Genomic DNA, 23,337 nt, shown 5'->3' on the forward strand with positions numbered 1-23,337 from the left:
ATTATTCCTGTTCGTCCGGCTCGTCAGCGTTGCGAGCAATCGCGACGAGGGCCACGCCATCCGGCAGGTCCATCAGCTTGACCCCCATTGTGTTCCGATCCCGCGTCCGGCGTACAGGCTCCACCGGAGTTCGGATCACCCCACCGTTAGAGGTGATGGCGAACAACTCGTCGTCCGGACTAATGACGACCGCACCCACCAAGCCCCCGCGGCGAGACGTGATTTTAGCTGTGAGGACGCCCTTCCCCCCGCGTCCTTGGACCGGATACTCCTCAATCGGTGTGCGCTTTGCATAGCCGCCGTCCGTCGCGACCAGCACGTCCATACCCTCCCGCACGACTTCCATAGCAAGCAACTCGTCGCCATCCGCAAAACGCATCCCGATCACGCCGGACGTGGCGCGTCCCATCGGGCGGAGCGCGTCGTCGTTGGCGTTGAACCGGATCGCCTGCGCCTGCTTGCTGACCAGGAGAAGATCCTCGGCCGGCGCGACCAGCGCCGCACTGACCAGTTCGTCATCTTCGCGCAGGTTGATCGCGATGATGCCACCGGAACGGTTGGAATCGAACTCCTCAAGACGGGTCTTTTTGACGAGCCCGTTCTTGGTCGCGAGCACCAGGTAGGGGGCCACCTGGTAGTTCTGGATCTGGATGACCTGGGTGATCTCCTCGTCCGGCTGGAAGGCGAGCAGGTTGGCGACGTGCTGGCCCCGAGCGGTGCGGGCAGCTTCGGGAAGCTCGTACGCCTTGGCCCGGTACACCCGGCCCTTGTTCGTGAAGAACAGGATCCAGTCATGCGTGGAGGTCACGAAGAAGTGGCTGACGATGTCGTCCTGGCGCAGGCCGGCGCCGTTGACCCCCTTGCCGCCTCGCTTCTGCGAGCGGTACAGGTCGGTCTTGGTCCGCTTGGCGTAACCCGTCCGGGTGATGGTGACGACCACGTCCTCGCGGGCGATGAGGTCCTCCATCGAGACCTCACCCTCGAACGGGACGATCTTGGTACGCCGGTCGTCGCCCCACTTCTCGACGATGGCCGCCAGTTCATCGGAGACGATCTGCCGCTGCCGCTCCGGCTTTGCGAGGATGTCCATCAGGTCGGCGATCTCGATCTCGATCTTCGCCAACTCGTCGATGATCTTCTGACGCTCCAGAGCCGCGAGCCGGCGCAGCTGCATGTCGAGGATCGCAGTCGCCTGGACCTCGTCGATCTGCAGCAGGTCGATGAGGCCGTTGCGGGCCTGTTCCACAGTGGGCGAACGCCGGATCAACGCGATGACCTCGTCGAGCGCGTCGAGCGCCTTGACCAGACCGCGCAGGATGTGCGCCCGCTCCTCGGCCTTGCGCAGCCGGTAACGGGTGCGCCGGACGATGACCTCGATCTGGTGCGCCACGTAGTAGCGGACGAACTGCGCGAGGTTGAGCGTGCGCGGCACGCCGTCGACCAGCGCGAGCATGTTCGCGCCGAACGTCTCCTGCAGCTGGGTGTGCTTGTACAGGTTGTTCAGCACGACCTTGGCCACCGCGTCGCGCTTGAGCACGATCACCAGGCGCATACCCGTGCGGCCGGATGACTCGTCCCGGATGTCGGCAATGCCGGTGAGCTTGCCCTCCTTGACCAGCTCGGCGATCCGCTCAGCCAGGTTGTCCGGGTTTACCTGGTACGGCAGCTCGGTGACGACCAGCTGGGTACGTCCCCGGCTGTCCTCGTCAACGTCGATCACCGCGCGCATGCGGATCGAGCCACGCCCGGTCCGGTACGCCTCTTCGATCGCCGACTGGCCGACGATCAGGCCGGAGGTCGGGAAGTCCGGGCCCTTGACGATCTTGATCAGCTCGTCGAGGGTCGTCGCCTCGTCCACTTCCGGGTTGTCCAGGCACCACTGCACCGCCTGCGCGACCTCGCGCAGATTGTGCGGCGGGATGCTGGTGGCCATGCCGACCGCGATACCGCTCGCCCCGTTGACGAGCAGGTTGGGGATACGCGAGGGCAGGATCGTCGGCTCCTGCGCCCGGCCGTCGTAGTTGGGTACGAAGTCGACGGTGTCCTCGTCGATGTCCCGCAGCATCTCCATGGCCAGCGGGTCGAGCTTCGACTCGGTGTACCGCATGGCGGCCGGCGGGTCGTTACCCGGCGAGCCGAAGTTGCCGTTGCCGTCGACCAGTGGGTAGCGCAGCGACCACGGCTGGGCCATCCGGACCAGCGCGTCGTAGATGGATGAGTCACCGTGCGGGTGGTACTGACCCATCACATCGCCGACGACCCGGGAGCACTTCACGTACCCGCGCTCGGGCCGGTAACCCGAGTCGTACATGGCGTACAGAATCTTGCGGTGGACGGGCTTGAGGCCGTCGCGGACATCAGGCAGTGCGCGACTGACGATAACGCTCATCGCGTAGTCGAGGTACGAGCGCTGCATCTCGACCTCGATGCCGATCGGTTCGATACGGCCGTGCAGCCCGACTGCCCCTTCGGGGCCGTCAACCCCGGGGTTCAGGTCCTCGCCGTTCGGACCCGTACTCTGCGTCACGCGTCATTCCTTACTTGTTGAACGCTCGGCTCATCCTGTGTGGATAAGCCGGACTGTCTGTGGATAAGCCTGTGGACGATGTGGACGCGCCCGGCTGTTCCGGCCGGAAGTGGCCATCGCCGGGCGCGTCCAGGCGTCAGATGTCCAGGAAGCGAACGTCTTTGGCGTTGCGCTGGATGAAGTTGCGCCGCGCCTCCACGTCCTCGCCCATGAGCACGCTGAACAGCTCGTCAGCGGTCGCCGCGTCGTCCAGCGTGACCTGGCGCAGGGTGCGGGTGGCCGGGTTCATCGTGGTCTCCCACAGCTCCGGGTAGTTCATCTCACCCAGACCCTTGAATCGCTGGATGTCGTCCGGCTTCGCGTTGGGCTTGGTCTGCTGGCGCAGCACGATGAGGCCGTCGCGCTCCCGGTCGGAGTACGCGTACTGGGCGTCGTCGCCCCGCTTGTTCCACTTGATCTTGTAGAGCGGCGGAGCGGCGAGGTAGACGTGGCCCAGCTCGACCAGTGGCCGCATATACCGGAACAGCAGGGTCAGCAGCAGCGTCTGGATGTGCTGGCCGTCGACGTCGGCGTCAGCCATCAGGATGATCTTGTGGTAGCGCAGCTTCTCGATGTCGAAATCTTCGTGAATGCCGGTACCGAGCGCCGTGATCAGGGCCTGCACCTCGTTGTTCTTGAGAACGCGATCGATGCGGGCCTTCTCGACATTGAGGATCTTGCCCCGGATCGGCAGGATCGCCTGGACCTTCGGGTCGCGGCCCTGCTTGGCCGAGCCACCGGCCGAGTCACCCTCGACGATGAACAGCTCGCACACTCGCGGATCGGTCGACTGGCAGTCGGCCAGCTTGCCCGGCATCGAGCCGGACTCCAGCAGCGACTTCCGTCGGGCCAGCTTGCGGGCCTGCTGAGCCGCGATACGGGCGCGGGCAGCCTGGGAAGCCTTGGTGATGATCATCTTAGCTTCGGCCGGGTTGCGGTCGAACCAGTCGACCAGCCACTCGTTGCAGACCTTCTGCACGAAGCTCTTGGCTTCGGTGTTGCCCAGTTTGGTCTTGGTCTGGCCCTCGAACTGCGGGTTGGCCAGCTTGACCGAGATGATCGCCGCCAGGCCCTCACGGATGTCCTCACCCGAGAGCTTGTCGTCGTTGCCCTTGAGCAGCTTCTTGTCGGCTCCGTACTTGTTGACGACGGTGGTCAGCGCCGCCCGGAAGCCCTCCTCATGGGTGCCGCCCTCGTGCGTGTTGATCGTGTTGGCGAACGTGTAGACGCTCTCGCCGTACGACTCGTTCCACTGCATGGCGATCTCTACGGAGATCCCCTCGCCGTCGGCGGCGAACTGCACCACGGACTTGTGGATGGGGGTCTTGGTCTGGTTGAGGTGCCGGACGAAGTCGGCGATGCCTTCCTTGTAGCAGAAGGTGACTTCCTTGGGCGCACCGTCGCCCTCGGTCGGGCGCTCGTCGCGCAGCACGATCGTCAGGCCGCGGTTGAGGAAGGCCATCTCCTGCAGGCGGCGGTAGATCGTCTCGAACTTGTACTCGGTCGTCTCAAAGATGGCCGGGTCCGCCCAGAACGTCACCGTCGTGCCGTTGCCCTCGGTCGGCTCCACCTGCTCCAGCGGACCGACCGGCTTGGAGTTACGGAAGTTCTGCCGCCACAGGTGGCCGGCCTTCTTCACCTCGACGTCGACGCCGGTCGACAACGCGTTGACCACCGAGATACCGACGCCGTGCAGACCGCCGGAGACCGCGTACGCCTTGCCGTCGAACTTGCCGCCGGCATGCAGCATGGTCAGCGCCATCTCGACGCCCGACTTCTTGGTCTTTGGGTGGATGTCGACCGGAATTCCACGGCCGTTGTCGACCACTCGAATGCCACCGTCGGGGAGCACGCTCACCTCGATGGTGTCGCAGTAGCCGGCCAGCGCCTCGTCAACGGAGTTGTCCACGACCTCCCACACGAGGTGGTGCAGACCGCGCTCACCGGTCGAGCCGATGTACATACCCGGCCGCTTACGGACGGCCTCCAGGCCCTCGAGTGCGGTCAGTGACGCCGCGGTGTAGTTGTCCTGTTGTTGGTTCGGCGCTGCCACCCTCGTTCGCTTTCTCGCCCGAGGGGCGACCAGTCAGTCGCCCCGCAGGCGGGGGTCATGCGCGCACGCCGCCTGATCAGCACGCGAAGATCCGTCGCCGCATGACTGAGCGGTCCTGGCGGATCTTGGCGTACCGACCACCGCGGCGTGCGCGCGGATTGCTCTGTCGGCTGAAGCCTCCGTTGTCGGCTGAAGCCTTCGTTCAAATCTTACCCGTCGAGAACGACACTTTTAGGCTCCGGCCGCGTTTCCTAGCGGCTGAAATCGCCGTAGCGGCCCGAACACGGTTTCCGCGACTCCCCCTATGCACTCCGGGGGGAACATGGCACCGTGCACTCCTACGAGCCACCCAAAATATCGGTTTCCGTCAACGGGAGCGATGCACACGGACGGCGTCTTCCGTCCACCTTTATAGGTAAACGTCGGAAGCCGTGACATTAATTCCCAGCCAGAGGGTCGCGCGAACCATCCACAGTGCCGTATGTTCCCGCGCGCGGGGATGCGTACCGCGCTCAGCGGAGGTGATCAGGGAATGGGGCTGGACAACGTCGCGGTGCAGTGGCCGCGTACCGGCCGCTTCTATGATCCGGTCGCGCCGGCCGAGTTCGTCGACTTCGGCGACCTGATCGACAGGGTCCCGGACATTCCCGGGCCGGCCGCGGCGCTCGCCGACCACATCGCCAAGACCGGCACGGTGCGCGCCACCGGGTACACCGAGCTTGTCGACCTCCTGCTCGGACTGAAGGATGTGCTCTACGCCACAGAGGCGGCCGCCGAGGACGAGGATCCGGTGATCGACCCCGACGGATGCGCGTGGATCGCTGGCGGCCTGGAACGGTTCGTCGACGGCCACCTCGACTTCGGGGAAGAAGTGACCTTCGACAGCGTGAGCTCCGTGCTCAGGGCGGCGCTGGAGGGCTCCCGCCTGGCCGAGCAGCAGCTCAGCTGGCTGGATAACCGCCTCAACGCGCTGCGCGACGAGTCCGGCGAGCCGCCGCAGTGGAGCTTCACCCGCACCGAGCTACAGATCCTTGCCGGCTTCTACCGCCGCTGCGCCGACCGCGGCTTCGCCGTCTACGCCGACTACTGATCCAGGACATCCCGCGACAGCGCGCGGCCGCTATCGGCCCGGCGCCGCGAACCCGAACCACCCGTCGATCGTCTCGAAACGCCATCCGGCCGGAACGAACGTCCGGCACACGTCCTGCGGCGCCGCGCACAGGATCGCGTCGACGGAGGTACTCGGTGGGGCCGGCTGGTGCGGCAGGACGCTCTGCAACGACACCAGGTCGGTGCCGGGCAGCATGACCCACCAGGGGTACTCCCACTGGTCAGCGATGAGCACGATGCCAACCCGGCGGGCACCGGCAGCGCGTACCTTCGCCGCGCCCCACTCGTAGCCGGCCAGGTGCCCGGGCATCCGCGCGAAACGCAGGTCCCACTCATCGCGTAGCAGCACCGAATGTTCACCGACGAGCGGCCGGGGCGCCCCGAGCGCGACGGCGTAGTAGCCATGGAGTGTCCCGCCGGCGACCACCACGGCGACGGTCCCCGCGATCACCGGACGCAGAAGCGCATGGCGACGGGCCAGAATCGCCGACAGCGCCCAGCCGACGAGCGGCGCACCGAGGATCAGGGCCCCACCGACGAGCCGGTTACCCCACGGCTGCCATTTCAGGACCGCGGCGTACGTGCTCAGGGCCCCGAGCACGGTCAGCGCGTACGCCCTGACTCGACCCGGCACCCGCCTCGCCAGGAGCGCTCCGAACGTCGCGATCAGGACCAGCGCCGACTGCACCGGATACGGTGACCGGTCCTCGTCGGGGAACGCTCGCAGGCTCGGGTACGCGTACATGGTGGTCGCCGGGTCCTGCGGGTCCACCCCGATGGCGCGCGCGAAGCCGATGATCCCGTCCGCGACCGCCTGGTTGATCTGCGGCACCGGTACGAGCAGCGTCGACGAGCCGATCCGCAGAGCGTTGACCAGTACCGACAGCGGATCGTGGCGTTGCAGCGTGTGATTGCCGCTCTGCTCCGGAGGCCCCAGCGGGCTGCCGAACCCCGCGTTGACCCGGGAAAGGTACGGACCGGCGAGGACCCCGATCACCGCGATGATCGCGATTGTGCCCACCGCCGCGCGTACCAGCGCCCGCTGGCGCACCTGCGCGAGCCCCCACAGCAGCAGGACCGGCCCGAGCGCGAGCCAGCCGGTCGGCTTCGTCACGACCACCAGCCCCGCCGCGGCCCCGATGCCCAGGACGGCCGTCGCCGGGCTACGCCGGCTCAGCTCATCGACCACGAGAGTCGCGGCGCACGCCAGCCACGCCGCCACGACCAGGTCGTTCTGCGTACTGGTCGCCTCCAGCACCACCATCGGCGCACCCACAACCGTGGCCGCGGCCAGCAGTTGACCGAGCCGCCCGGCGCCCAGCTGCGCGGCTATCCGGGACACCGCCAGCGCACAGCCGAGCGCCGCCGCCCACTGCAGCAGGTTGTAGAGCCCGTCTCCGCCGGTGAGCAGGCGAAGGTGCAGCAGCAGGTACTCCCCACCCGGCGGATTCGCCACCTGGTGCTTCGCGAACGTCGGGTACAGCGCCACGTTGCCCTGCGCCACCCAGTGCTCGACCCTCGGCAGGTGGTAGTGGTACGAGTCGTAGTTGTTGGGCGGGCTGACCAGCGCCACGACGAGCTCGGCGAGCACGAGGCCCGCCAGCGCGACACCGAGCAGCCGCTCGACCGGCGAAGCCCCCCGCCACAGCGCGACGATGCCGTCCCGGATGCCGCTCCCCCGGCCGCCAGCGACGTCCCGCCGGCGACGTAACAGCGCGAGTACCGCCGAAGCGGCTAACCCGGTCAGCCACAGTCCAACCACCGGGCCGGTCGTGACCGCGTCAACGGCCGACAGGACCTCGACGCCCACGGTCGCGAACGCTCCCACCGCCACAGCCGCCCGTACAGCGGCCAGCCGCCGGGGCCCAAACGTGGCGCCGGCCGGGCGTAGCGCGTAACCGGAGAGGAGCAGGGTCGCAGCGGGGAACAGAGCGCCCAACATCATCCGTACGTGTCCCGGGGGCCGCGCCCGCGTACCCGCCTGGGGCCGCTGCTCCACGAGGGCGCCGACGGACCGTGGATGTGCAGCTTGGTCACGACCCCGTTGCCCACCTCGCCGGCGATCCGGACCAGCAACTTCCCGGCGAGCAGCCGCAGCTGCGTGGCCCAGGCGGTGGACTGCGCTTCGACTGTCAGTTCGCCGTTCTCGAGCTTCACCGGACGGCAGTGGCTGGCAACGTCGGCGCCGACGACCTTCTCCCAGGAGCCGAACACTGCCGCCTCAGCGGTCGGTCGCTGCCAGCCCCGCGCTTTGACCAGCCGCCCCAGTACGGAGGCGAGGGGCTGTGGATCACGCGGATCGGGGCCGGGGCCGGAGTACCCGCGCAGTCGGCGCCCGCCGTCCTCCCCGGTGTTCCGGTCCGAGCTTCGGCGCCGGGCCGGACGGGCCGCCTCCCGTCGCACCCGTGCCGCCTCGAGCGCGGCTCTAGCCAGCTCCGGACCGGTGGGCTCAGCGCCGCCTGATCCGCCAGCGCCTGGCTGGCCGCCTGACCCGCCGGGCGGCGGTGGCTGATCAGGGTCATCCGACACGGCGCACCTCCGCGTTCCCGACCTCGTACCGTGTCCCGCGCAGCGCGGCCGGCACATCCGCCTCGACGGCACAGGTCACCAACGTCTGGCTGGCGTCAGCGACCAGCGTAGCCAGGCGCTCGCGGCGACCGACGTCGAGTTCGGCGAAGACGTCGTCGAGCGCGAGCACAGGCTCCATGCCCTCAGCGCGGAGAAGATCGTACGCCGCCAGCCGCAGCGCGAGCGCGTACGACCATGATTCGCCGTGGCTGGCGTACCCCTTGGCCGGAACCTCGCCGAGCATCAGGGTGATGTCGTCGCGGTGCGGTCCGACCAGCGTGACTCCGCGCTCCACCTCGGCCGTCCGGGAGGCGCGCAGCGCCTCGCGCAGCCGCTCCTCCAGAGCCTCGATCGTCAGCGGGAGGGCTGGGATGGCTTCGTCCCAGGACGGGGAGTAGATCATGTTCGCGGTCCCCTTGCCGGCGCTCACCGCGTCGTACGCCTTCGCGACCAGCGGCGCGAGGCCGGCGCACAGTTCCAGCCGGCCGACCAGCAGTTCGGCACCGTACCGGGCCAGATGGACGTCCCAGACGTCGAGCGTCGACAGGTCGCCGCGCGCGCCGCCGGCCCGCTTCGCCAGGTACGAGGTACGTAGGAGTGCGTTGCGCTGCTTCAGGACCCGGTCGTAGTCGCCGCGCACTCCGGCGTAGCGCGGCTGCCGCAGGGTGAGCAACTCGTCGAGGTACCGACGGCGCTCACTCGGGTCTCCGCGGACCAGCGACAGGTCCTCCGGGGCGAACAGCACCATGCGCAGCGCACCCAGCACGTCGCGCACGCGGGTCAGGGGTGAACGGCCGAGTCGGGCCTTGTTCGCCTTGCCCGGCTCGATCTGCAGCTCGATCAACAGCTCCCGGGCGTCGTGGACGACCGCGGTCCGGACCACCGCCCGCTGGGCGCCCACCCGTACCAGCGGCGCGTCGGTGGCGACCCGGTGGCTGCCGAGCGTCGCCACGTACCCGAGCGCTTCCACGAGGTTCGTCTTGCCCTGGCCGTTGCGGCCGACAAGCACACAGGCACCGGGCTCCAGGTCGACGTTGACGCGCGGGTAGTTCCGGAAGTCAACCAGCTCGAGGTGGCGTACGTACACCTAGTCCTTCTTGACCGCGTGGCCACCGAACTGGAACCGCAGCGCGGCGACCGCCTTCATCGCCGGCGAGTCCTCCTGACGGGACGCGAACCGGGCGAACAGCGAGTCCGCGATCACGTTCAGCGGCACCGCGAGGCGGATAGCCTCCTCGACCGTCCAGCGTCCCTCGCCGGTGTCCTCAGCGTACCCGCGGACGCCGGCCAGCTCGGGATCCTCTTCCAGCGCCCGGTCGAGCAGGTCGAGCAGCCACGACTTGACGACGGTGCCCTCACGCCAGGACTTAATCACGCCGGGCACGTCGTCGATGTACTCCGAGGCGCGCATCAGTTCGTAGCCCTCGGCGTACGCGTGCATCAGGCCGTACTCGATGCCGTTGTGCACCATCTTCGCGTAGTGCCCGGCACCGACGCCGCCGGCGTGCACGAAGCCGTACGGGCCCTCGGGCTTGAGCGCTTCGAAGATCGGCATGCAGCGCTGAACATGCTCGTCGGCGCCGCCGACCATGAGCCCGTACCCGTACTCGATGCCCCAGACGCCGCCGGAAACCCCGCAGTCGACGTACCCGATCCCGCGCTTGCCCAGGCGCTCAGCGCGCGGCTTGTCATTGCTGAACCGTGAGTTCCCGCCGTCGATGATGATGTCGCCTTGCGCCATGACACCGGCCAGCTCTTCGATCACCGAGTCGGTCACGTCGGCCGGCACCATCACCCAGACCACGCGCGGCGCCGCCAGCTTGCCGACCAGCTCCTGGATGCTCGCGACGTCGGAGACCTTGGGGTCGTGGGCGTAGCCGACGACCTCATGCCCGGCACGGCGAAGCCGTTCGCGCATGTTGCCGCCCATGCGGCCGAGACCGACGAGACCGAGTTGCATGACTTCTCCCAGGGTGGATCGTCGCCGCCCCGAACGCGGAGCGACCAGTTGCGAGTTCCGTCAGCCGCCGATACGCACGGGCATGATGAGGTACCAGTACCCCGATGAGATCTCGCCATCCTCGCTAGCCGGCACGATGATGGCCGGCTTCTTGGGGTCGGTGAACGAGAACACGGCGAACGGGCTGTTGAGGGCGTTGAGCCCATCCAGCAGGTACTGGTGGTTGAACGCGATCGTCAGCGGTTCACCGGTGAACGCGCAGTCCATCGCTTCACTCGCCCGTGCGTCTTCGGTGCCACCGGCCTCGATGACCAGCCCGTCCTCGCTGAAGCGCAGCCGTACGGGGGTGGCGCGCTCGGCGACGAGCGAGACGCGCTTGACGACCTCGGCGAGCGCCGCCACCGAAACTCGGGCCTGGGCGCTGTGGGTGTCCGGGCGCAGCGAGCGCACTTTGGGGAAGTCTCCGTCGAGCAGGCGGGAGGTCGTCCGCCGGGTGCCACCGGCGAAGCCGATCATGCCCTCGCCCACGCCGCCACGAGCCAGGGCGACGGTCACCTGACCGCCGAGCGGCCCCAGCGTCTTGGCGGTGTCATTCAGGGTCTTGGCCGGCACCAGGGCAGCCATGCTCATGTCGGGATCGTCGGCGTTCCACTCGATCTCACGGACGGCCAGCCGGTACCGGTCGGTCGCCAGCAGCGCGAGCGTGTTGCCCTCGATCTCCATCCGGACGCCGGTGAGGATCGGCAGCGTGTCATCGCGCCCGGCGGCGATCGCGACCTGGGAGACGGCTTCCGCGAACGCCTTGGCGTCGACGGTGCCGGCGCTCTCGGGCATCTGGGGCAGGCTCGGGTAGTCCTCGACCGGCATCGTCGGCAGTGTGAACCGGGCGCTGCCGCAGGTGATCTCGACGTGGGAACCGACCGCTGCGACCTCGACCGGCTTGCTCGGCAGCGCCTTAGTGATCTCAGCGAGAAGGCGTCCGGAGACCAGCGCAGCGCCGTCGGCGTCGGCCTGCACTTCCAGCGTCACCTGGCTGGAGACCTCGTAGTCGAATCCGGAGACCTGCAGGTTGCCGTTGCTTACGCGCATGAGTACGCCGGCGAGTACCGGCACCGAGGGCCGGCTGGGCAGGCTCTTGGCTGTCCAGGCAACGGCGTCAGCCAGCGCGTCGCGCTCGACTCGAAACTTCATCGCGCTGCCTCCTGCGTCGACAAGTCTGTGTTGTGCCTACGGAACCTTAGTGGCAGAGGTTGACCTTCGTGCGCCGACCCCGCTGATCCACTCGACTTGGTTTTGTCCCCACGCTGATGATTGGTTTTTCTTTTTTTAAGAGATAAAACTCGTCATCGTCATAGGGGCTGTGGGTTCTGTGGACTGCGGCCGTTTTGCCTGCGTGATCGACATATGGGTACGTTGACATCCTGTGGGTATCCGGTGGATCTTCGTCCACAGATCCCGTCGCCGGGATTGTTGTCCACGGTCGTCCACATCTCGTCCACCGGATATCCACTGGTAATCCCAAAGGTTTTCCGCAGGTCGAGGCACCTAATCTAGTTACGACGTGATCACTGATCGTAGTGCTTCCACATGCTTGGGGGGACATCCACAGGGTTGTCCCCAGGCGTTATCCACAGGGTGTGCGTTGTAGGTACGCCTAAATAGTGAACGGCGGGCCCTAGTCAGGGCCCGCCGTTCGGTGCGAGTGAGGGTGTCGACCGGTCCTACGACATCTGCTTGATGCGGTTGGTCAGCTCGGCGATCTGGTTGTACAGCGAGCGGCGCTCCGCCATCTGCTGGCGGATCTTGCGGTCGGCGTGCATGACCGTGGTGTGGTCGCGGCCGCCGAAGGCCTGCCCGATGCGGGGCAGGGAGAGATCGGTCAGTTCGCGGCACAGGTACATGGCGACCTGCCGGGCGTTGACCAGAACCCGCGAGCGGGAGTGCCCCTTGAGGTCCTCCATGCTCACGCCGAAGTACTCGGCGCTCGACACCATGATCTGGTCTGCGGTGATCTCAGGCCCAGAGCCGTCCGGAATGAAGTCCCGGAGCACCTCTTCGGCCAGCGACAGCTCCACGTGCGAGCGGGTCAGGTTGGCGAAGGCGGTGACCCGGATCAGAGCGCCTTCCAATTCGCGGATCGAGGACGAGACGCGGGAGGCGATGAACTCGAGGACGTCCGGCGGGGCGAACAGTCGCTCCTGGGCCGCCTTCTTCTGCAGGATCGCGATCCGGGTCTCCAGATCCGGGGGCTGGATGTCGGCGAGCAGGCCCCACTCGAACCGGGTCCGCAGCCGGTCCTCCAGCGTGGCCAGCTGCCGTGGCGACCGGTCGGAGGTGATCACGATCTGCTTGTTGGCGTTGTGGAGCGTGTTGAAGGTGTGGAAGAACTCCTCCTGCGTACGCTCGCGGTTCTCCAGGAACTGGATGTCGTCGATCAAGAGGATGTCGACGTCCCGGTAGCGGCGCTGGAATGCGCTGGTCTTGTCGTCGCGCAGCGAGTTGATGAAGTCGTTGGTGAACTCTTCGGTCGACACGTACCGCACGGACCGGGCGTTGCCGAGGGTCTGGGCGTAGTGCCCGATCGCGTGCAGGAGGTGGGTTTTACCCAACCCGGAGTGTCCGTAGATAAACAGTGGGTTGTACGCCTTGGCCGGGGACTCAGCCACGGCGACGGAGGCGGCGTGCGCGAACCGGTTGGACGAGCCGATGACGAACGTCTCGAACGTGTACTTGGGGTTGAGGCGGTTGCCCGGATTATCTGAACTGCTGCCCGGGGAGTTCCGATCGCCGCGTCCGGTGCCGCGTCCGGTACCGGGCCTGGCGGGCTGTGGCATCTCGTCGCGGATGTCGGCGGGCCGCCGACCCGACGCCGCGCCGTCGTTGGAACGGTGGTCGGCCATCCTCGCCGGGACCGCAGCACCCCAGTCCGACGCGGACGGTGCCGGGGAGTCGTCAAAGAGCCGGTCGGCATGGCCGGGGTGCGGTGCGTGGTCGCGGGTGGGCAGGACGGGCGTCACCGGTACGGACGGCAGCATGGGTGCCGAGGGGCCAACGGGCGGCGCGGGCGGGGGGCCGGGCATCGCCGGGAGCGGTGTGGGTACGCCGGGTGACCCCGCAGTGCCGTCGTCCGGCGGCCGGACCGTCACGGCCACCTGAATCGCGCGGCCGAGGCGCCGAGACAGCGCCTGGGTGATCGCGGGCCGCAGCCGCGACTCGATCACGTCCTGGGTGTGCGCGTCCGGCACCGAGAGCAGAGCGATGTCCTCGACGATCGCCCGCAGGCGGGTCAGTCGCAGATACGCCCGTTGCTGAGGCGAGACGATCTCGTCAGCGAGCTCCTCGGTCGCCGAAGCCCACACGGTGCTCAGGTCGCCCGTGTTCGACACCAGCGCCACCCCCATCGCTCGTTGCGGTTCACGCCGCGTCCCCCCGACACCGACGACCGCTCTCATTTTCCACAGGTTGTCCACAGCCTGTGTATCAACGAGTGACCCGCCGCCGACGGTGCGTCCTAAATCGAACGCAACGCTGCGATTTTTGGATCAGTGCTGCTCCGCGCGGCCCCAACGAATGAACGCGCCACCGGTTTCTCTGTTGTCGTCCCGGGGCGGTCATCGCCTTCGGCGCGCCGTGTGCACCGTAACGCGGCACGCTAACAGCGTTGTCCACAACCTCTCAACCGCTGTCCACATGGCTGTGGTCTCCGCTTCAAGGGTGGCGGCGGGTTATCTGAGCAGGGACACTGGCGCATGTGCACGCCGCGGGTACCCTGGAACGGCTAAGCGCCGGTCGCTGGTAAGCTGGCGCGACAGCGTGTCTGCCTTGACAGCGGCACCAACCCTTGAATCGCCGGGCGCAGGTCGCCCCCGAAGCATACGAAGACGGAGCCTGACGTGAGCAAGCGCACCTTCCAGCCGAACAACCGCCGGCGCGCGAAGACCCACGGTTTCCGCCTGCGCATGCGCACCCGTGCCGGTCGCGCGATCATCTCGGCGCGCCGCGGCAGGGGCCGCGCTCGCCTCGCGGCCTGAGTCCCGGGCCGCTAGCCCTAGGGCGTGTCGTGCTGTCAGCCGCGCAGCGACTGAGGCGGCGCGAGGATTTCGCTGCCACGATCCGCACGGGCCGCAGAGCGGGCCGGGGCGCCGTGGTCGTTCACTTCGACGTCCCGGATGACGCGCCCAGCGCGACGGGAGCTCGCAGCGACATAGCACCGGCGCCCACCGAGAGAGCCGATTTCTCGGTGCGCGCCGGTTTTGTCGTACCCAAGACCGTGGGCAAGGCGGTCGTCAGAAACAAGGTGCGCCGACGGCTGCGGCATTTGATCCGCGAGCGCCTGGCGGCCCTGCCACCAGGCGCTACTGTTGTGGTGCGGGCGCTACCCGGGGCGGCGGAACGAACATTTGTGGAGCTGGCTGCCGATCTCGACGCCGCGCTCCTGTCGGCGCGCAACCGTCGGCCGCGCCGCTCCCGCCGGGAGGGCACATGACCCCGGGCCGACTCGTTGCGCTGCCCATTATCGCGTACCGTCGTTGGATAAGCCCGGCGCTGCCGGCGCGGTGCCGGTTCTACCCGTCCTGCAGTGCCTACGGGCTGGAGGCGGTGACGACCCACGGCGCTCTGCGCGGCGTCTACCTGACCATCCGGCGGCTGTTGCGCTGCCACCCTTTCCACCCCGGTGGATATGACCCGGTGCCGCCGCCTTCCGGCAAGCGCTGCCCTCGAACCTCTCTCGACGAACCGACTGGAGCCGTGCAGTGAGCAAGCTCTTCAGCCCACTCATGGCAGTGATCTACGAGGCCATCTCGGCGATCCTGCTGTTCTGGCACGCCGCCTGGCACAAGGTGGTGGGCGACGCCAGCTGGCTGGCGACCAACTGGTCGTGGGTGCTCGGCATCATCTTCCTGGTAATCACCGTCCGGGCGATCCTCTTCCCGATCTTCGTGAAGCAGATCAAGTCCCAGCGGGCCATGCAGGCGCTGCAGCCGAAGGTCAAGGCGCTGCAGGAGAAGCACAAGGGCGACCGGGAGACCTTGCAGCAGGAGCTGATGAAGCTCTACCGCGAGGAGAAGGCCAACCCGCTCATGGGCTGCCTGCCCATGTTCCTCCAGGTCCCGGTCTTCCTCGGGCTGTTCCACGTACTGCGCCACCTCAAGCCGACCATGCCGGAGCACCTGCGGACGCTGTACGGCTGGACCGCGGGTCAGTTCGAGAGCGCCTCGCACGCCAAGCTGTTCGGCGCGCCGATCGCGGCAAGCTTCCGGTCGTCGTCGCACGAGCTCTCCCTGCTCGGCGCCAGCGGCACCACCGTCAAGATCGTCGCCGCGATCCTGATCGCGACCATGATCGTGACGACGTACTTCACCAGCCGGCAGATGATCCTCAAGACCGGCTGGGCCGAGGACCCGCAGCAGCGGATGGTGCAGAAGCTGATGCTCTACGGCGTCCCGTTCTCGCTGCTCATTTCGGGCTACATGTTCCCGATCGGTGTGGTCATCTACTGGGTCACGCAGAACATCTTCTCGCTCGGCCAGCAGATGTGGGTGCTGCGCAAGTTCCCGCCGCTGACCCCGAACGGCACCCCGGCGCCGCAGAAGGCCAAGGCCGACGCCAAGGGCGCCAAGAGCGGTGCCAAGGACGGTAGCGCCACCAAGGCGGTGGACAGCCGGGCGCTGGCCCCCAAGGTCGGAGCCAAGCCCGTCAACCCGAAGAAGGGTGGTGCGGCCAAGCGGTAGGTGGGTCGAGGCAGCCGGAGTTGACCACACGGCGCGGCACGACAGTGCTGCGTGAGTTGCGGTCAGCGGCGCGGCGCTCCCTACTCGCGGCATCCGCCCCCCGTACAGACGTCATGTAGCGGTGCCTCCGGGCACCCTGATCATCCGGAGATGACCTGTGACCGATACGAGTACCTCTTCCGTTCCCGAGTCGACCGCGTCTGCCGACGCGACCGTCACCTCGCCGAAAGCCACCGAGAGCGCGGCCGCTACCGGTGACGAGGTGCGCCCGACCCCCGACAACAAGGATCTGTTCCGGGAGAGCGAGATCGCCGCGGACTACGTGGAGGGCCTGCTCGACATCCTCGACTACGACGGCGACATCGACGAAGTGATCCAGACCGGTCGACCGGTCGTGGAGGTCGTCGGTGGCCGTCTCCAGTCGCTCGTTGGCCAGCGGGGCGCGACCCTCGAGGCGCTACAGGAACTGACCCGCCTTGCGGTATTCCGCCAGACCGGCAAGCCGAGCCGGCTGCTGCTCGATGTCGGCGGCTACCGCGCCAACCGCCGCAAGGAGTTGGCCGCCGTGGCGAAGAACGCCGCGGAGAAGGTCAAGGAGTACGGCGAGGCCATCAAGCTGGAGCCGATGAGCGCCTTCGAGCGAAAGTGCGTCCACGACGTGATCAACGTGCTCCCCGGGGTAGAGAGCGAGTCCGAAGGGGTCGAGCCGGCCCGGCGGATCGTGGTACGCCCCGCGAGTTGACGACAACAGGTACGACCGACGGCGCCGCGCACGGGGCAGTGCGCGGCGCCGTCGTTTTTGCCTCGACTGCCCGCGGTCTGGGTGATTGCGCAACCGGTGTACTCGTTGTCCCGGTGAGCTGTTGATCAGCCCTGGCCGCCCGACCGCCGTAGCGCCCGCTGCGGGCCGTTACGGGTCCTGGTGTACCCGGGGCAGTGTCCACCGTTTCTGATCGATCTGGAGGCCCTTGTGACCGGCTCGTCGTTCAGCCCACCGCCCCATCTGGCCCAGGCGGCGACGGCGATCTTCGGCGAGCGCCTGGCGCTCGCGACGGAGTACGCCCAACGTCTGGCGACCGACGGTGTCGTGCGCGGCCTGATCGGTCCCAGGGAGGCCGAACGGATCTGGGATCGCCATCTTCTGAACTGTGCGGCGCTTGGCGAATTGATAGAGTCCGATGCTTCCGTCGTGGACGTAGGGTCCGGAGCTGGTCTGCCCGGTCTTGTCCTGGCTGTGGCTCGTCCCGATCTGTCGGTCACTCTGGTCGAACCGCTCGCCCGGCGTACGGCCTTTCTGTCGGAAGTGGTCTCCGATCTGGGGCTCGACAACGTGACTGTGGCACGGGTAAGGGCCGAAGACGCCGTAGGAACGCTTCCCGCGGCCGACGTGGTCACGGCGCGGGCGGTGGCCCCCTTGGACCGGCTGGCCGCCTGGTGCCTGCCCCTTGCCCGCGTAGGTGGGCGGGTGCTGGCCCTCAAGGGCGCTACGGCGGCCGACGAGGTTGAGGCGCATCGCGAGGCGATCGCCCGGGTTGGTGGCGGCGAGCCGGTGATTCGCGTCTGCGGTGCGGACCTGCTGCCCGAGCCGACGACCGTCGTCGAGGTGGTACGGGAGCGGGAGGTTCTGCCGGCATCCACGAAGTCGGGGTCCAAGAAGGCAGGGTCGGCTCGATCGGCGCGGCCGCGTTCTGGATCGCGGGCGCCTCGACGCTAAGCCCTGAGGCGCCGCGGTCGTGCCGCCTGGCCGCCTGGCCGGAGCGGTAACGGACGGCTCCCGCCTGATGCTTGACAGCCGCGTCCACGAGTCGCTTTACACGGTCGCTCGGATCAGCCGGAGACTCGGTCCGATTCCGCCTGGCCGTCGTGGTCGATCGGCCGCCGCAAAGCGAAAGGACGCTTCACCCGCATCCATGCCCGGGTCGCCCGCCTGCGCGCCGACACCGCCCACCAGCTGGCGTACCGGGCCGCGACCACGCTGGCCCGGCTGACCGTCGAAGACCTCCACGTCGCCGGGATGATCCGGCTGCGCACGCTGGCCCGGTCGGTGTCCGACACCGGCCTGGCCGATCTCGGCCGGCTGCTGGTCTACAAGACCCGCTGGTACGGCTGCGCCCTGGTCGTCGCCGACCGGTGTATCCGTCCAGCAAGACCTGCTCGGGCTGCGGCCACGTCAAAACCAGCCCCGGCATGGCCGAACGCACCTACCGGTGCGGGCACTGTGGGCTGGTGGTCGACCGGGACGTCAACGCCGCGGTCAACCTGGCCCGCTGGCCCGCCCGGCACACCTCACCGCCGCTACCTGCGGCCGCCTGACGAGCGTAGAAACGTCTGCACCCGCAGGCAGCGAGAAAGAGCCGACCGCCACCCACACCCCCGACCCCGACCCCGACCCAGGGACTGGACCCGGGCCCCGGGTCGGAACCGGCGGAAGACCAGCCGCACGGTCGGCCGGACGGCGAACAGCGTCCAGCCCGCATCATGGGCAGGGGTCAAGGAGAGCCGGTGCAGCCGAGAAACCGGCTGCACGCCGTCAGTAGCCTCTGGCACTCACGGGTTCACTCCTACGCTCTCCGTGTTCGGGGCCTGCAGAAACCCGGTCATGCCTGCTTCAGGAGCCCGGGCGTGCCGGCTTCGAGCTGGCGCGTCGAAGCGGTCCCTGGCACTCCTCTTCTGCTGCTCCCTTCACCCGAGTCGACATGGGGAACGCGGACCTTTGGGGCCGGGCTGCCTACGGTTATTCGCCGATCGGTGGACCTGAAGCTGGCGAAACGCACCGATATGAGCAGATCCTCGCGCCGCCCTCTTGCGTTAGACCGGTTGCGGGCCGCGGCGAAACATCGCGCGGATGCCGGCGTTGTGCAGGGTTTCGAAACGGACGGGGATGACACGGTGCGCGAGAACAGTACGTATGACGAACTCGAATTTGAACAAGTCGGGGCGGGCCGTGTTTCACGTGAAACAGAGGGGCTGCATGCGCACATCGCGTCCCCACAACTGACAGGCGAGTGGGTGCCCTCCCCGGAGTACGACGGCTGGTCGTCTTCGCCGCTGATCTGGGAGCCTGGCGCTGGTATGTCGGACGGATCACCGTTCGCTTCTTCGGAATTCGACATCTCCACATCCGCAAACGATGTGAATACCGGTAACGTGTACGAGCGCGATGCGGTGGCGGTCGGTGAGGGGCTATTCCCCGGCGGGGACGAATCGTGGTCCTCAACCGGATCCACGCCGTCATCGCCGCCTTCTCACCCCGCCGTACCCGCTGACACCGAGGTCGCCATGGCCGATGCCCACGTTTCACGTGAAACAGAAGACCCGCCGCTGGCTATGGAAGCCCAGCGAGCCGTCCATATCCTCAACCCAAGCGGCGAGGTGACGATGCCGCGCCCGCCGCGGCGGCGCATCATCAGCGTCTCGAACCAGAAGGGCGGGGTGGGTAAGACCACCACGGCCGTGAACCTCGCCGTGGCGCTGGCGCTGCACGGCAACCGGGTTTTGGTGATCGACCTCGACCCCCAGGGGAACGCCTCCACCGGGCTGAACGTCCCACACCACGCCGGTGTGCCGGACATCTACGACTGCCTGATCGACAGCGCCCCGCTGGACGCTGTGACCCAGCCGGTGGAAGGTATTCCGAACCTGTGGGCTATTCCTGCCACGATCGACCTCGCGGGTGCCGAGATCGAGTTGGTCTCGGTCGTGGCTCGTGAGACCCGGCTGCACCGTGCGATCGAGGCCTCCACGATGCAGTACGACTACATCTTCATCGACTGCCCGCCCTCCCTCGGCCTGCTCACGGTCAACGCGCTCGTTGCCTGTGAGGAGGTGCTGATCCCGATCCAGTGCGAGTACTACGCACTGGAGGGCGTGCAGGCGCTCACAGCCAACATCGAGCTCGTACGGTCGCACTTGAACCCGAACCTGGACATCTCCACCGTCGTGCTGACCATGTACGACCGGCGGACCAGGCTGGCGGACCTGGTGGAGCAGGACGTACGGAGTCACTTCGGCGACAAGGTGCTCGACGTGGTGATCCCCCGTAACGTCCGAGTCTCCGAGGCCCCGAGTTACAGCCAGTCGGTCGTCACGTACGACCCCGGCTCGCGCGGAGCGGTCAGTTACTTCGAGGCCGCCAAGGAGATCGCGCTGCGCGGTGCGGAGCAGACGGGAGAGCAGGAATGAAGACCAACCGCCGGGGTGGTCTGGGGCGCGGCCTCGGGGCCCTGATCCCCACCGCGCCGGTGGAGGCCCCCAGCGCTCCGGTGACCGGCCTGGCGACGGCTCCGGCGTACTCTCCCGCTCCGCCCGGCCCGCCCATCAACGGGGGTGCGCCCGACGTGGAGGTCGACGCGACCGACATCCCCACGGGACCGCAGCACGACCTGGCGCCGGTACCGGGGGCTCGATTCGCTGAGCTGTCGGTTGACTCGATCGTGCCCAACCCGAAGCAGCCGCGACAGGTCTTCGATGAGGAAGCCCTCGACGAGCTTAAGACCTCGATCGAGCAGGTGGGCTTCCTGCAGCCGATTGTGGTCCGGGAGCTCGAGTCGGAGCGGTACGAGTTGGTCATGGGCGAGCGCCGGTGGCGCGCGGCGCAGGCGCTCGGCCGGGAGATGATCCCTGCGATCATTCGGGACACCCGTGACGATGACATGCTGCGGGACGCGCTGCTGGAGAACATCCACCGCGCCAACCTGAACCCGCTTGAAGAGGCCGCCGCATACCAACAACTCCTGGAGGAGTTCGGGGCGACCCACGATGAGCTCGCGAAGCGGATTGGCCGCAGCCGTCCGCAGATCTCCAACACGATCCGGCTCCTGAACCTCCCCGCCAACGTCCAGCGACGGGTGGCTGCTGGCGTGCTGTCCGCGGGACACGCGCGCGCCCTGCTCAGCCTGGACGACGAAGAGGAGCAGGAGGTCCTGGCGCACCGGATCGTTGCCGAGGGCCTCTCCGTGCGCGCCACCGAGGAAATCGTGGCGCTCAAGGGAGCCGAAGGTGGGGCGCGCAAGGCGCCACCGAAGCGTCGGTCCAAGCCACACGCGCCGGCGCTGTCGGATCTGGCGGACCGGCTCTCCAACCGATTCGACACGAGCGTGAAGGTCGACATCGGGCGCCGCAAGGGGAAGATCACGATTGAGTTCGCGACCGTGGACGACCTGGAACGGATCGTGGGCATCATCGGTATCGAGGGGCAAGCTCCCCAGTAGCGAATAGGTCTTGATAGCGAAGAGGCGGCCGCTGATGTGGCCGCCTCTTCGCTATCCACGGCCCGTACCGTTATCCACAGCGGTTGTCCACAGGTCGACCTCGTTTCACGTGAAACCACCGCTAGAACGGGCTGTGAGCCTGTGGACGACGCAGCGCTTCGAGGTCCTCAGCCGTACCTGCGGCCGTCCCCTGCTGCCGGGCGCAACTTCCTTTATTGCAACGTTCGTCTATGCGTCCGGTCGTGCCGTGGGTGTAGTGGGAGCCCTCCCGTCGACCAAGCCGGGACGCGCGCCGTGCGCGCCAGCCAGTAGGGGGAAGACAGCCGTATACCCGGTTGCTAGGGTCTGATCGTGTCCGACGAACCGCTCCCCCTCCCCGGTTTTGTCACCTGGCCTACGTTCCCCTTCGAAGGCGATCTGCGCGTCAAGCCGTTCGACGCGCCCGTGCCCCTGGAGCCGCCCAGGGACGGCGACGACCCGTCCGAATGTCACGCCTGTAGCGCCCCTGACGAGGCGTACATCTGGGTCAGCGAGCGGTGGCGGGTACGTAGTCTCGACCGGCCCACCGGCCTGCCAGCGGTCCTCATCCTCGAATCCCGATCGCACCTCGACCTCGGTGACCTCCCCAACCTGCTCGCCGCTGAGCTGGGGGTCATGACGGTACGCCTGGAGCGGGCCGTCCGGTCACTCGACGGTGTGGCACGCGTCCACGTCAACCGGTGGGGCGACGATGCTTCGCATCTGCACCTGTGGTTCTTGGCCCGGCCGTACGGGCAGCTCCAGCTACGTGGGTCGTTCCTGTCCATGTGGGATGAGATCCTGCCGCCGATCTCCGAGCACCAGTGGCGGGAGAATCTCGCCCTTGTCGCGGCTTGGCTGGGAGAGCTCGACGGGCGCCCGCTGGCGGAGCCGCCACAAATAGACTGGAAGGCGCCGGCGACGCTCGGCGCCGTGACATCCGCGCTCCTGCTGGAAGAGTCCGCAGAGCCGACAGAGCTGGAAGAGTCCGCAGAGCCGACAGAGCTGGAAGAGTCCGCAGAGCCGACAGCGCCGGCTGAAGATGCCGAGGCCGTGACGCCAGACGCGCCAGTACTCCCGGAAGAGTTCGCGGCGGCGCGGGACGTCCGTGTGCTGCCCGGACCGACAGGCTTCGCACCGATCGTCGAGGAGCCGGCCCAGAAGAGCCGCCAGGGCGCGAATACAGTGCGACCGGTCCCGGGCCAGCGGGAGGGCTCGACGCACGACAGGGACTCCGGGGCGACCGCCTGGGCCTGAGCTGCGCTGGACCGGGCGCGACTCCGACCACGACCACAGTTACGACGGGCCGACTCCGCGCAGTACAAGGAGCACCCACGCCGCGTTACCCTCCCCTGACCCGCAAATGCCGCGTACGATCCCTCACTGGGGGCAAGGAGGCGGTGCGTGGCTGGGTTGCGGATGACTCCTGTGGGGACGGGGCGATGTCACGACGCCTTGTCAATCTGACTCTCGACACCCTCGAGGACCTGCCGCGTACGTGCCGCAGGTGTGTCTACTGGGAGCTCGATCCGGTAGCTGCCGAGCGAGCGTGCGCCTCCGGCGATCCGGAGTTCGAGAAGGAAGCATGGGTCTCGCAGACCCTGCTCGAGTGGGGCTCCTGCGGAAAGCTCGTCTACGTTGACGGGATGCCGGCAGGCTTCGTCATGTTCGCGCCGCCGGCGTACATTTCACGGTCCATGGCGTTCCCAACCTCCCCGGTCTCTCCGGACGCCGTACTGCTGACAACGGCGCGGGTGGTCGGTGCGTTCGCCGGTGGCGGGCTCGGCCGGATGCTGGTGCAGGGCGTCGCCCGTGATCTGACCAAGCGCGGCGTCAAGGCGATCGAGGCGTTCGGTGACGCCAAGTTCGGCGACCACACCGGCGACGGCGAGTCCGCCGGCTGTCTTGCGCCGGCGGACTACTTTCTCTCGGTGGGGTTCAAGACCGTACGCCCGCATCCCCGCTATCCGAGGCTGCGACTCGAACTCCGGACGGCCTTGTCCTGGAAGTCGGATGTGGAGTACGCGCTGGAGAAGCTACTCGGCTCCATGAGCCCGGAAGCGCTGCTGCGGCCCGTACGGCCGGCTACCCACTCCAGCCTTTAGCGGCGGGCCGTTGGC

At 67.8% G+C, this 23,337-nt stretch carries 20 protein-coding genes; 12 read left to right on the forward strand and 8 right to left on the reverse strand.

The features are described from left to right. Position 1: 1 nt before the first annotated feature. Together gyrA and gyrB are read right to left on the reverse strand one after the other, a co-directional pair. The gene (gene gyrA, locus HC028_RS08055) at positions 2 to 2,494 is read right to left on the reverse strand and encodes a DNA gyrase subunit A (RefSeq protein WP_168075150.1); all 2,493 of its coding nucleotides are present in this window, start codon (positions 2,492 to 2,494) and stop codon (positions 2 to 4) included. Positions 2,495 to 2,663: 169 nt separating this feature from the next. Further along, positions 2,664 to 4,619 carry a DNA topoisomerase (ATP-hydrolyzing) subunit B gene (gene gyrB, locus HC028_RS08060; RefSeq protein WP_168074696.1) on the reverse strand — a complete coding sequence of 652 codons (1,956 nt, stop codon included), beginning with the start codon at positions 4,617 to 4,619 and terminating at the stop codon, positions 2,664 to 2,666. A gap of 532 nt (positions 4,620 to 5,151) precedes the next feature. On the opposite strand from gyrB, the gene HC028_RS08065 reads away from it, so the two are divergent. Next, complete coding sequence (locus HC028_RS08065) at positions 5,152 to 5,709, forward strand: hypothetical protein (protein ID WP_168075152.1); 558 nt, start codon at positions 5,152 to 5,154, stop codon at positions 5,707 to 5,709. Positions 5,710 to 5,739: 30 nt separating this feature from the next. Here the strand turns inward: HC028_RS08065 and HC028_RS08070 are convergent, their stop codons facing one another. From HC028_RS08070 to dnaA, 6 genes are all read right to left on the reverse strand, one after another. Next, entirely contained in the window at positions 5,740 to 7,674 is a 1,935-nt protein-coding gene (locus HC028_RS08070; RefSeq protein ID WP_168074698.1) for a hypothetical protein, read from the reverse strand. Then, on the reverse strand, positions 7,671 to 8,258 hold the full coding sequence (locus tag HC028_RS08075; protein WP_239075259.1) for a DciA family protein: 588 nt from the start codon (positions 8,256 to 8,258) through the stop codon (positions 7,671 to 7,673). Before HC028_RS08075 ends, HC028_RS08070 begins: the two co-directional genes overlap by 4 nt. After that, positions 8,248 to 9,384, reverse strand: a complete 1,137-nt coding sequence (recF, locus tag HC028_RS08080) for a DNA replication/repair protein RecF (RefSeq protein WP_168074710.1) — start codon at positions 9,382 to 9,384, stop codon at positions 8,248 to 8,250. Before recF ends, HC028_RS08075 begins: the two co-directional genes overlap by 11 nt. Beyond that, positions 9,385 to 10,257: a phosphogluconate dehydrogenase (NAD(+)-dependent, decarboxylating) gene (gene gnd / locus HC028_RS08085; protein WP_168074719.1), complete on the reverse strand. Its 873-nt coding sequence runs from the start codon at positions 10,255 to 10,257 to the stop codon at positions 9,385 to 9,387. It lies immediately after the preceding gene. A 60-nt stretch (positions 10,258 to 10,317) separates the two neighbouring features. Next, complete coding sequence (gene dnaN / locus HC028_RS08090) at positions 10,318 to 11,448, reverse strand: DNA polymerase III subunit beta (protein ID WP_168074727.1); 1,131 nt, start codon at positions 11,446 to 11,448, stop codon at positions 10,318 to 10,320. 530 nt (positions 11,449 to 11,978) lie between these two features. Next, on the reverse strand, positions 11,979 to 13,658 hold the full coding sequence (dnaA, locus tag HC028_RS08095) for a chromosomal replication initiator protein DnaA (RefSeq protein ID WP_205861226.1): 1,680 nt from the start codon (positions 13,656 to 13,658) through the stop codon (positions 11,979 to 11,981). A gap of 492 nt (positions 13,659 to 14,150) precedes the next feature. On the opposite strand from dnaA, the gene rpmH reads away from it, so the two are divergent. From rpmH to HC028_RS08150, 11 genes are all read left to right on the forward strand, one after another. Beyond that, on the forward strand, positions 14,151 to 14,288 hold the full coding sequence (gene rpmH, locus HC028_RS08100; protein ID WP_168074736.1) for a 50S ribosomal protein L34: 138 nt from the start codon (positions 14,151 to 14,153) through the stop codon (positions 14,286 to 14,288). 29 nt (positions 14,289 to 14,317) lie between these two features. Further along, on the forward strand, positions 14,318 to 14,743 hold the full coding sequence (gene rnpA / locus HC028_RS08105) for a ribonuclease P protein component (protein ID WP_168074738.1): 426 nt from the start codon (positions 14,318 to 14,320) through the stop codon (positions 14,741 to 14,743). Then, positions 14,740 to 15,015 (forward strand): membrane protein insertion efficiency factor YidD, encoded by a 276-nt coding sequence (gene yidD, locus HC028_RS08110; RefSeq protein WP_168074740.1) that lies wholly within the window; start codon positions 14,740 to 14,742, stop codon positions 15,013 to 15,015. Before rnpA ends, yidD begins: the two co-directional genes overlap by 4 nt. A 20-nt stretch (positions 15,016 to 15,035) precedes the next feature. After that, positions 15,036 to 15,989: a membrane protein insertase YidC gene (gene yidC / locus HC028_RS08115; RefSeq protein ID WP_168075154.1), complete on the forward strand. Its 954-nt coding sequence runs from the start codon at positions 15,036 to 15,038 to the stop codon at positions 15,987 to 15,989. Positions 15,990 to 16,146: 157 nt separating this feature from the next. Continuing rightward, positions 16,147 to 16,731: a Jag family protein gene (locus HC028_RS08120; protein WP_168074742.1), complete on the forward strand. Its 585-nt coding sequence runs from the start codon at positions 16,147 to 16,149 to the stop codon at positions 16,729 to 16,731. Positions 16,732 to 16,959: 228 nt separating this feature from the next. Beyond that, positions 16,960 to 17,703, forward strand: a complete 744-nt coding sequence (gene rsmG / locus HC028_RS08125; protein WP_239075258.1) for a 16S rRNA (guanine(527)-N(7))-methyltransferase RsmG — start codon at positions 16,960 to 16,962, stop codon at positions 17,701 to 17,703. 416 nt (positions 17,704 to 18,119) lie between these two features. Next, entirely contained in the window at positions 18,120 to 18,302 is a 183-nt protein-coding gene (locus tag HC028_RS28420; protein ID WP_168074744.1) for a zinc ribbon domain-containing protein, read from the forward strand. Positions 18,303 to 18,878: 576 nt separating this feature from the next. Beyond that, positions 18,879 to 20,171 (forward strand): ParA family protein, encoded by a 1,293-nt coding sequence (locus HC028_RS28100; protein ID WP_373313809.1) that lies wholly within the window; start codon positions 18,879 to 18,881, stop codon positions 20,169 to 20,171. Then, positions 20,168 to 21,199 (forward strand): ParB/RepB/Spo0J family partition protein, encoded by a 1,032-nt coding sequence (locus tag HC028_RS08140; protein ID WP_168074746.1) that lies wholly within the window; start codon positions 20,168 to 20,170, stop codon positions 21,197 to 21,199. The genes HC028_RS28100 and HC028_RS08140 overlap by 4 nt, the downstream gene beginning before the upstream one ends. Before the next feature lie 351 nt (positions 21,200 to 21,550). Further along, a complete protein-coding gene (locus tag HC028_RS08145; RefSeq protein WP_239075256.1) occupies positions 21,551 to 22,474 on the forward strand; it encodes a hypothetical protein in 924 nt (307 codons plus the stop codon). A 185-nt stretch (positions 22,475 to 22,659) separates the two neighbouring features. Further along, entirely contained in the window at positions 22,660 to 23,322 is a 663-nt protein-coding gene (locus tag HC028_RS08150) for a GNAT family N-acetyltransferase (protein ID WP_168074748.1), read from the forward strand. Positions 23,323 to 23,337 lie beyond the last annotated feature (15 nt).

Origin of the sequence: Planosporangium flavigriseum, from assembly GCF_011947225.1 — a bacterium.
GTDB lineage: Bacteria > Actinomycetota > Actinomycetes > Mycobacteriales > Micromonosporaceae > Planosporangium > Planosporangium flavigriseum.

What these genes read in the sequence shown, in the direction of transcription:
- yidD (WP_168074740.1), top strand. Translation starts at nt 14,740, where the DNA reads ATGACCCCGGGCCGACTCGTTGCGCTGCCCATTATCGCGTACCGTCGT.
- dnaN (WP_168074727.1), bottom strand. Translation starts at nt 11,448, where the DNA reads ATGAAGTTTCGAGTCGAGCGCGACGCGCTGGCTGACGCCGTTGCCTGG.
- HC028_RS08065 (WP_168075152.1), top strand. Translation starts at nt 5,152, where the DNA reads ATGGGGCTGGACAACGTCGCGGTGCAGTGGCCGCGTACCGGCCGCTTC.
- HC028_RS08140 (WP_168074746.1), top strand. Translation starts at nt 20,168, where the DNA reads ATGAAGACCAACCGCCGGGGTGGTCTGGGGCGCGGCCTCGGGGCCCTG.
- HC028_RS08070 (WP_168074698.1), bottom strand. Translation starts at nt 7,674, where the DNA reads ATGATGTTGGGCGCTCTGTTCCCCGCTGCGACCCTGCTCCTCTCCGGT.
- gnd (WP_168074719.1), bottom strand. Translation starts at nt 10,257, where the DNA reads ATGCAACTCGGTCTCGTCGGTCTCGGCCGCATGGGCGGCAACATGCGC.
- dnaA (WP_205861226.1), bottom strand. Translation starts at nt 13,658, where the DNA reads ATGGGGGTGGCGCTGGTGTCGAACACGGGCGACCTGAGCACCGTGTGG.
- yidC (WP_168075154.1), top strand. Translation starts at nt 15,036, where the DNA reads ATGGCAGTGATCTACGAGGCCATCTCGGCGATCCTGCTGTTCTGGCAC.
- HC028_RS08150 (WP_168074748.1), top strand. Translation starts at nt 22,660, where the DNA reads ATGTCACGACGCCTTGTCAATCTGACTCTCGACACCCTCGAGGACCTG.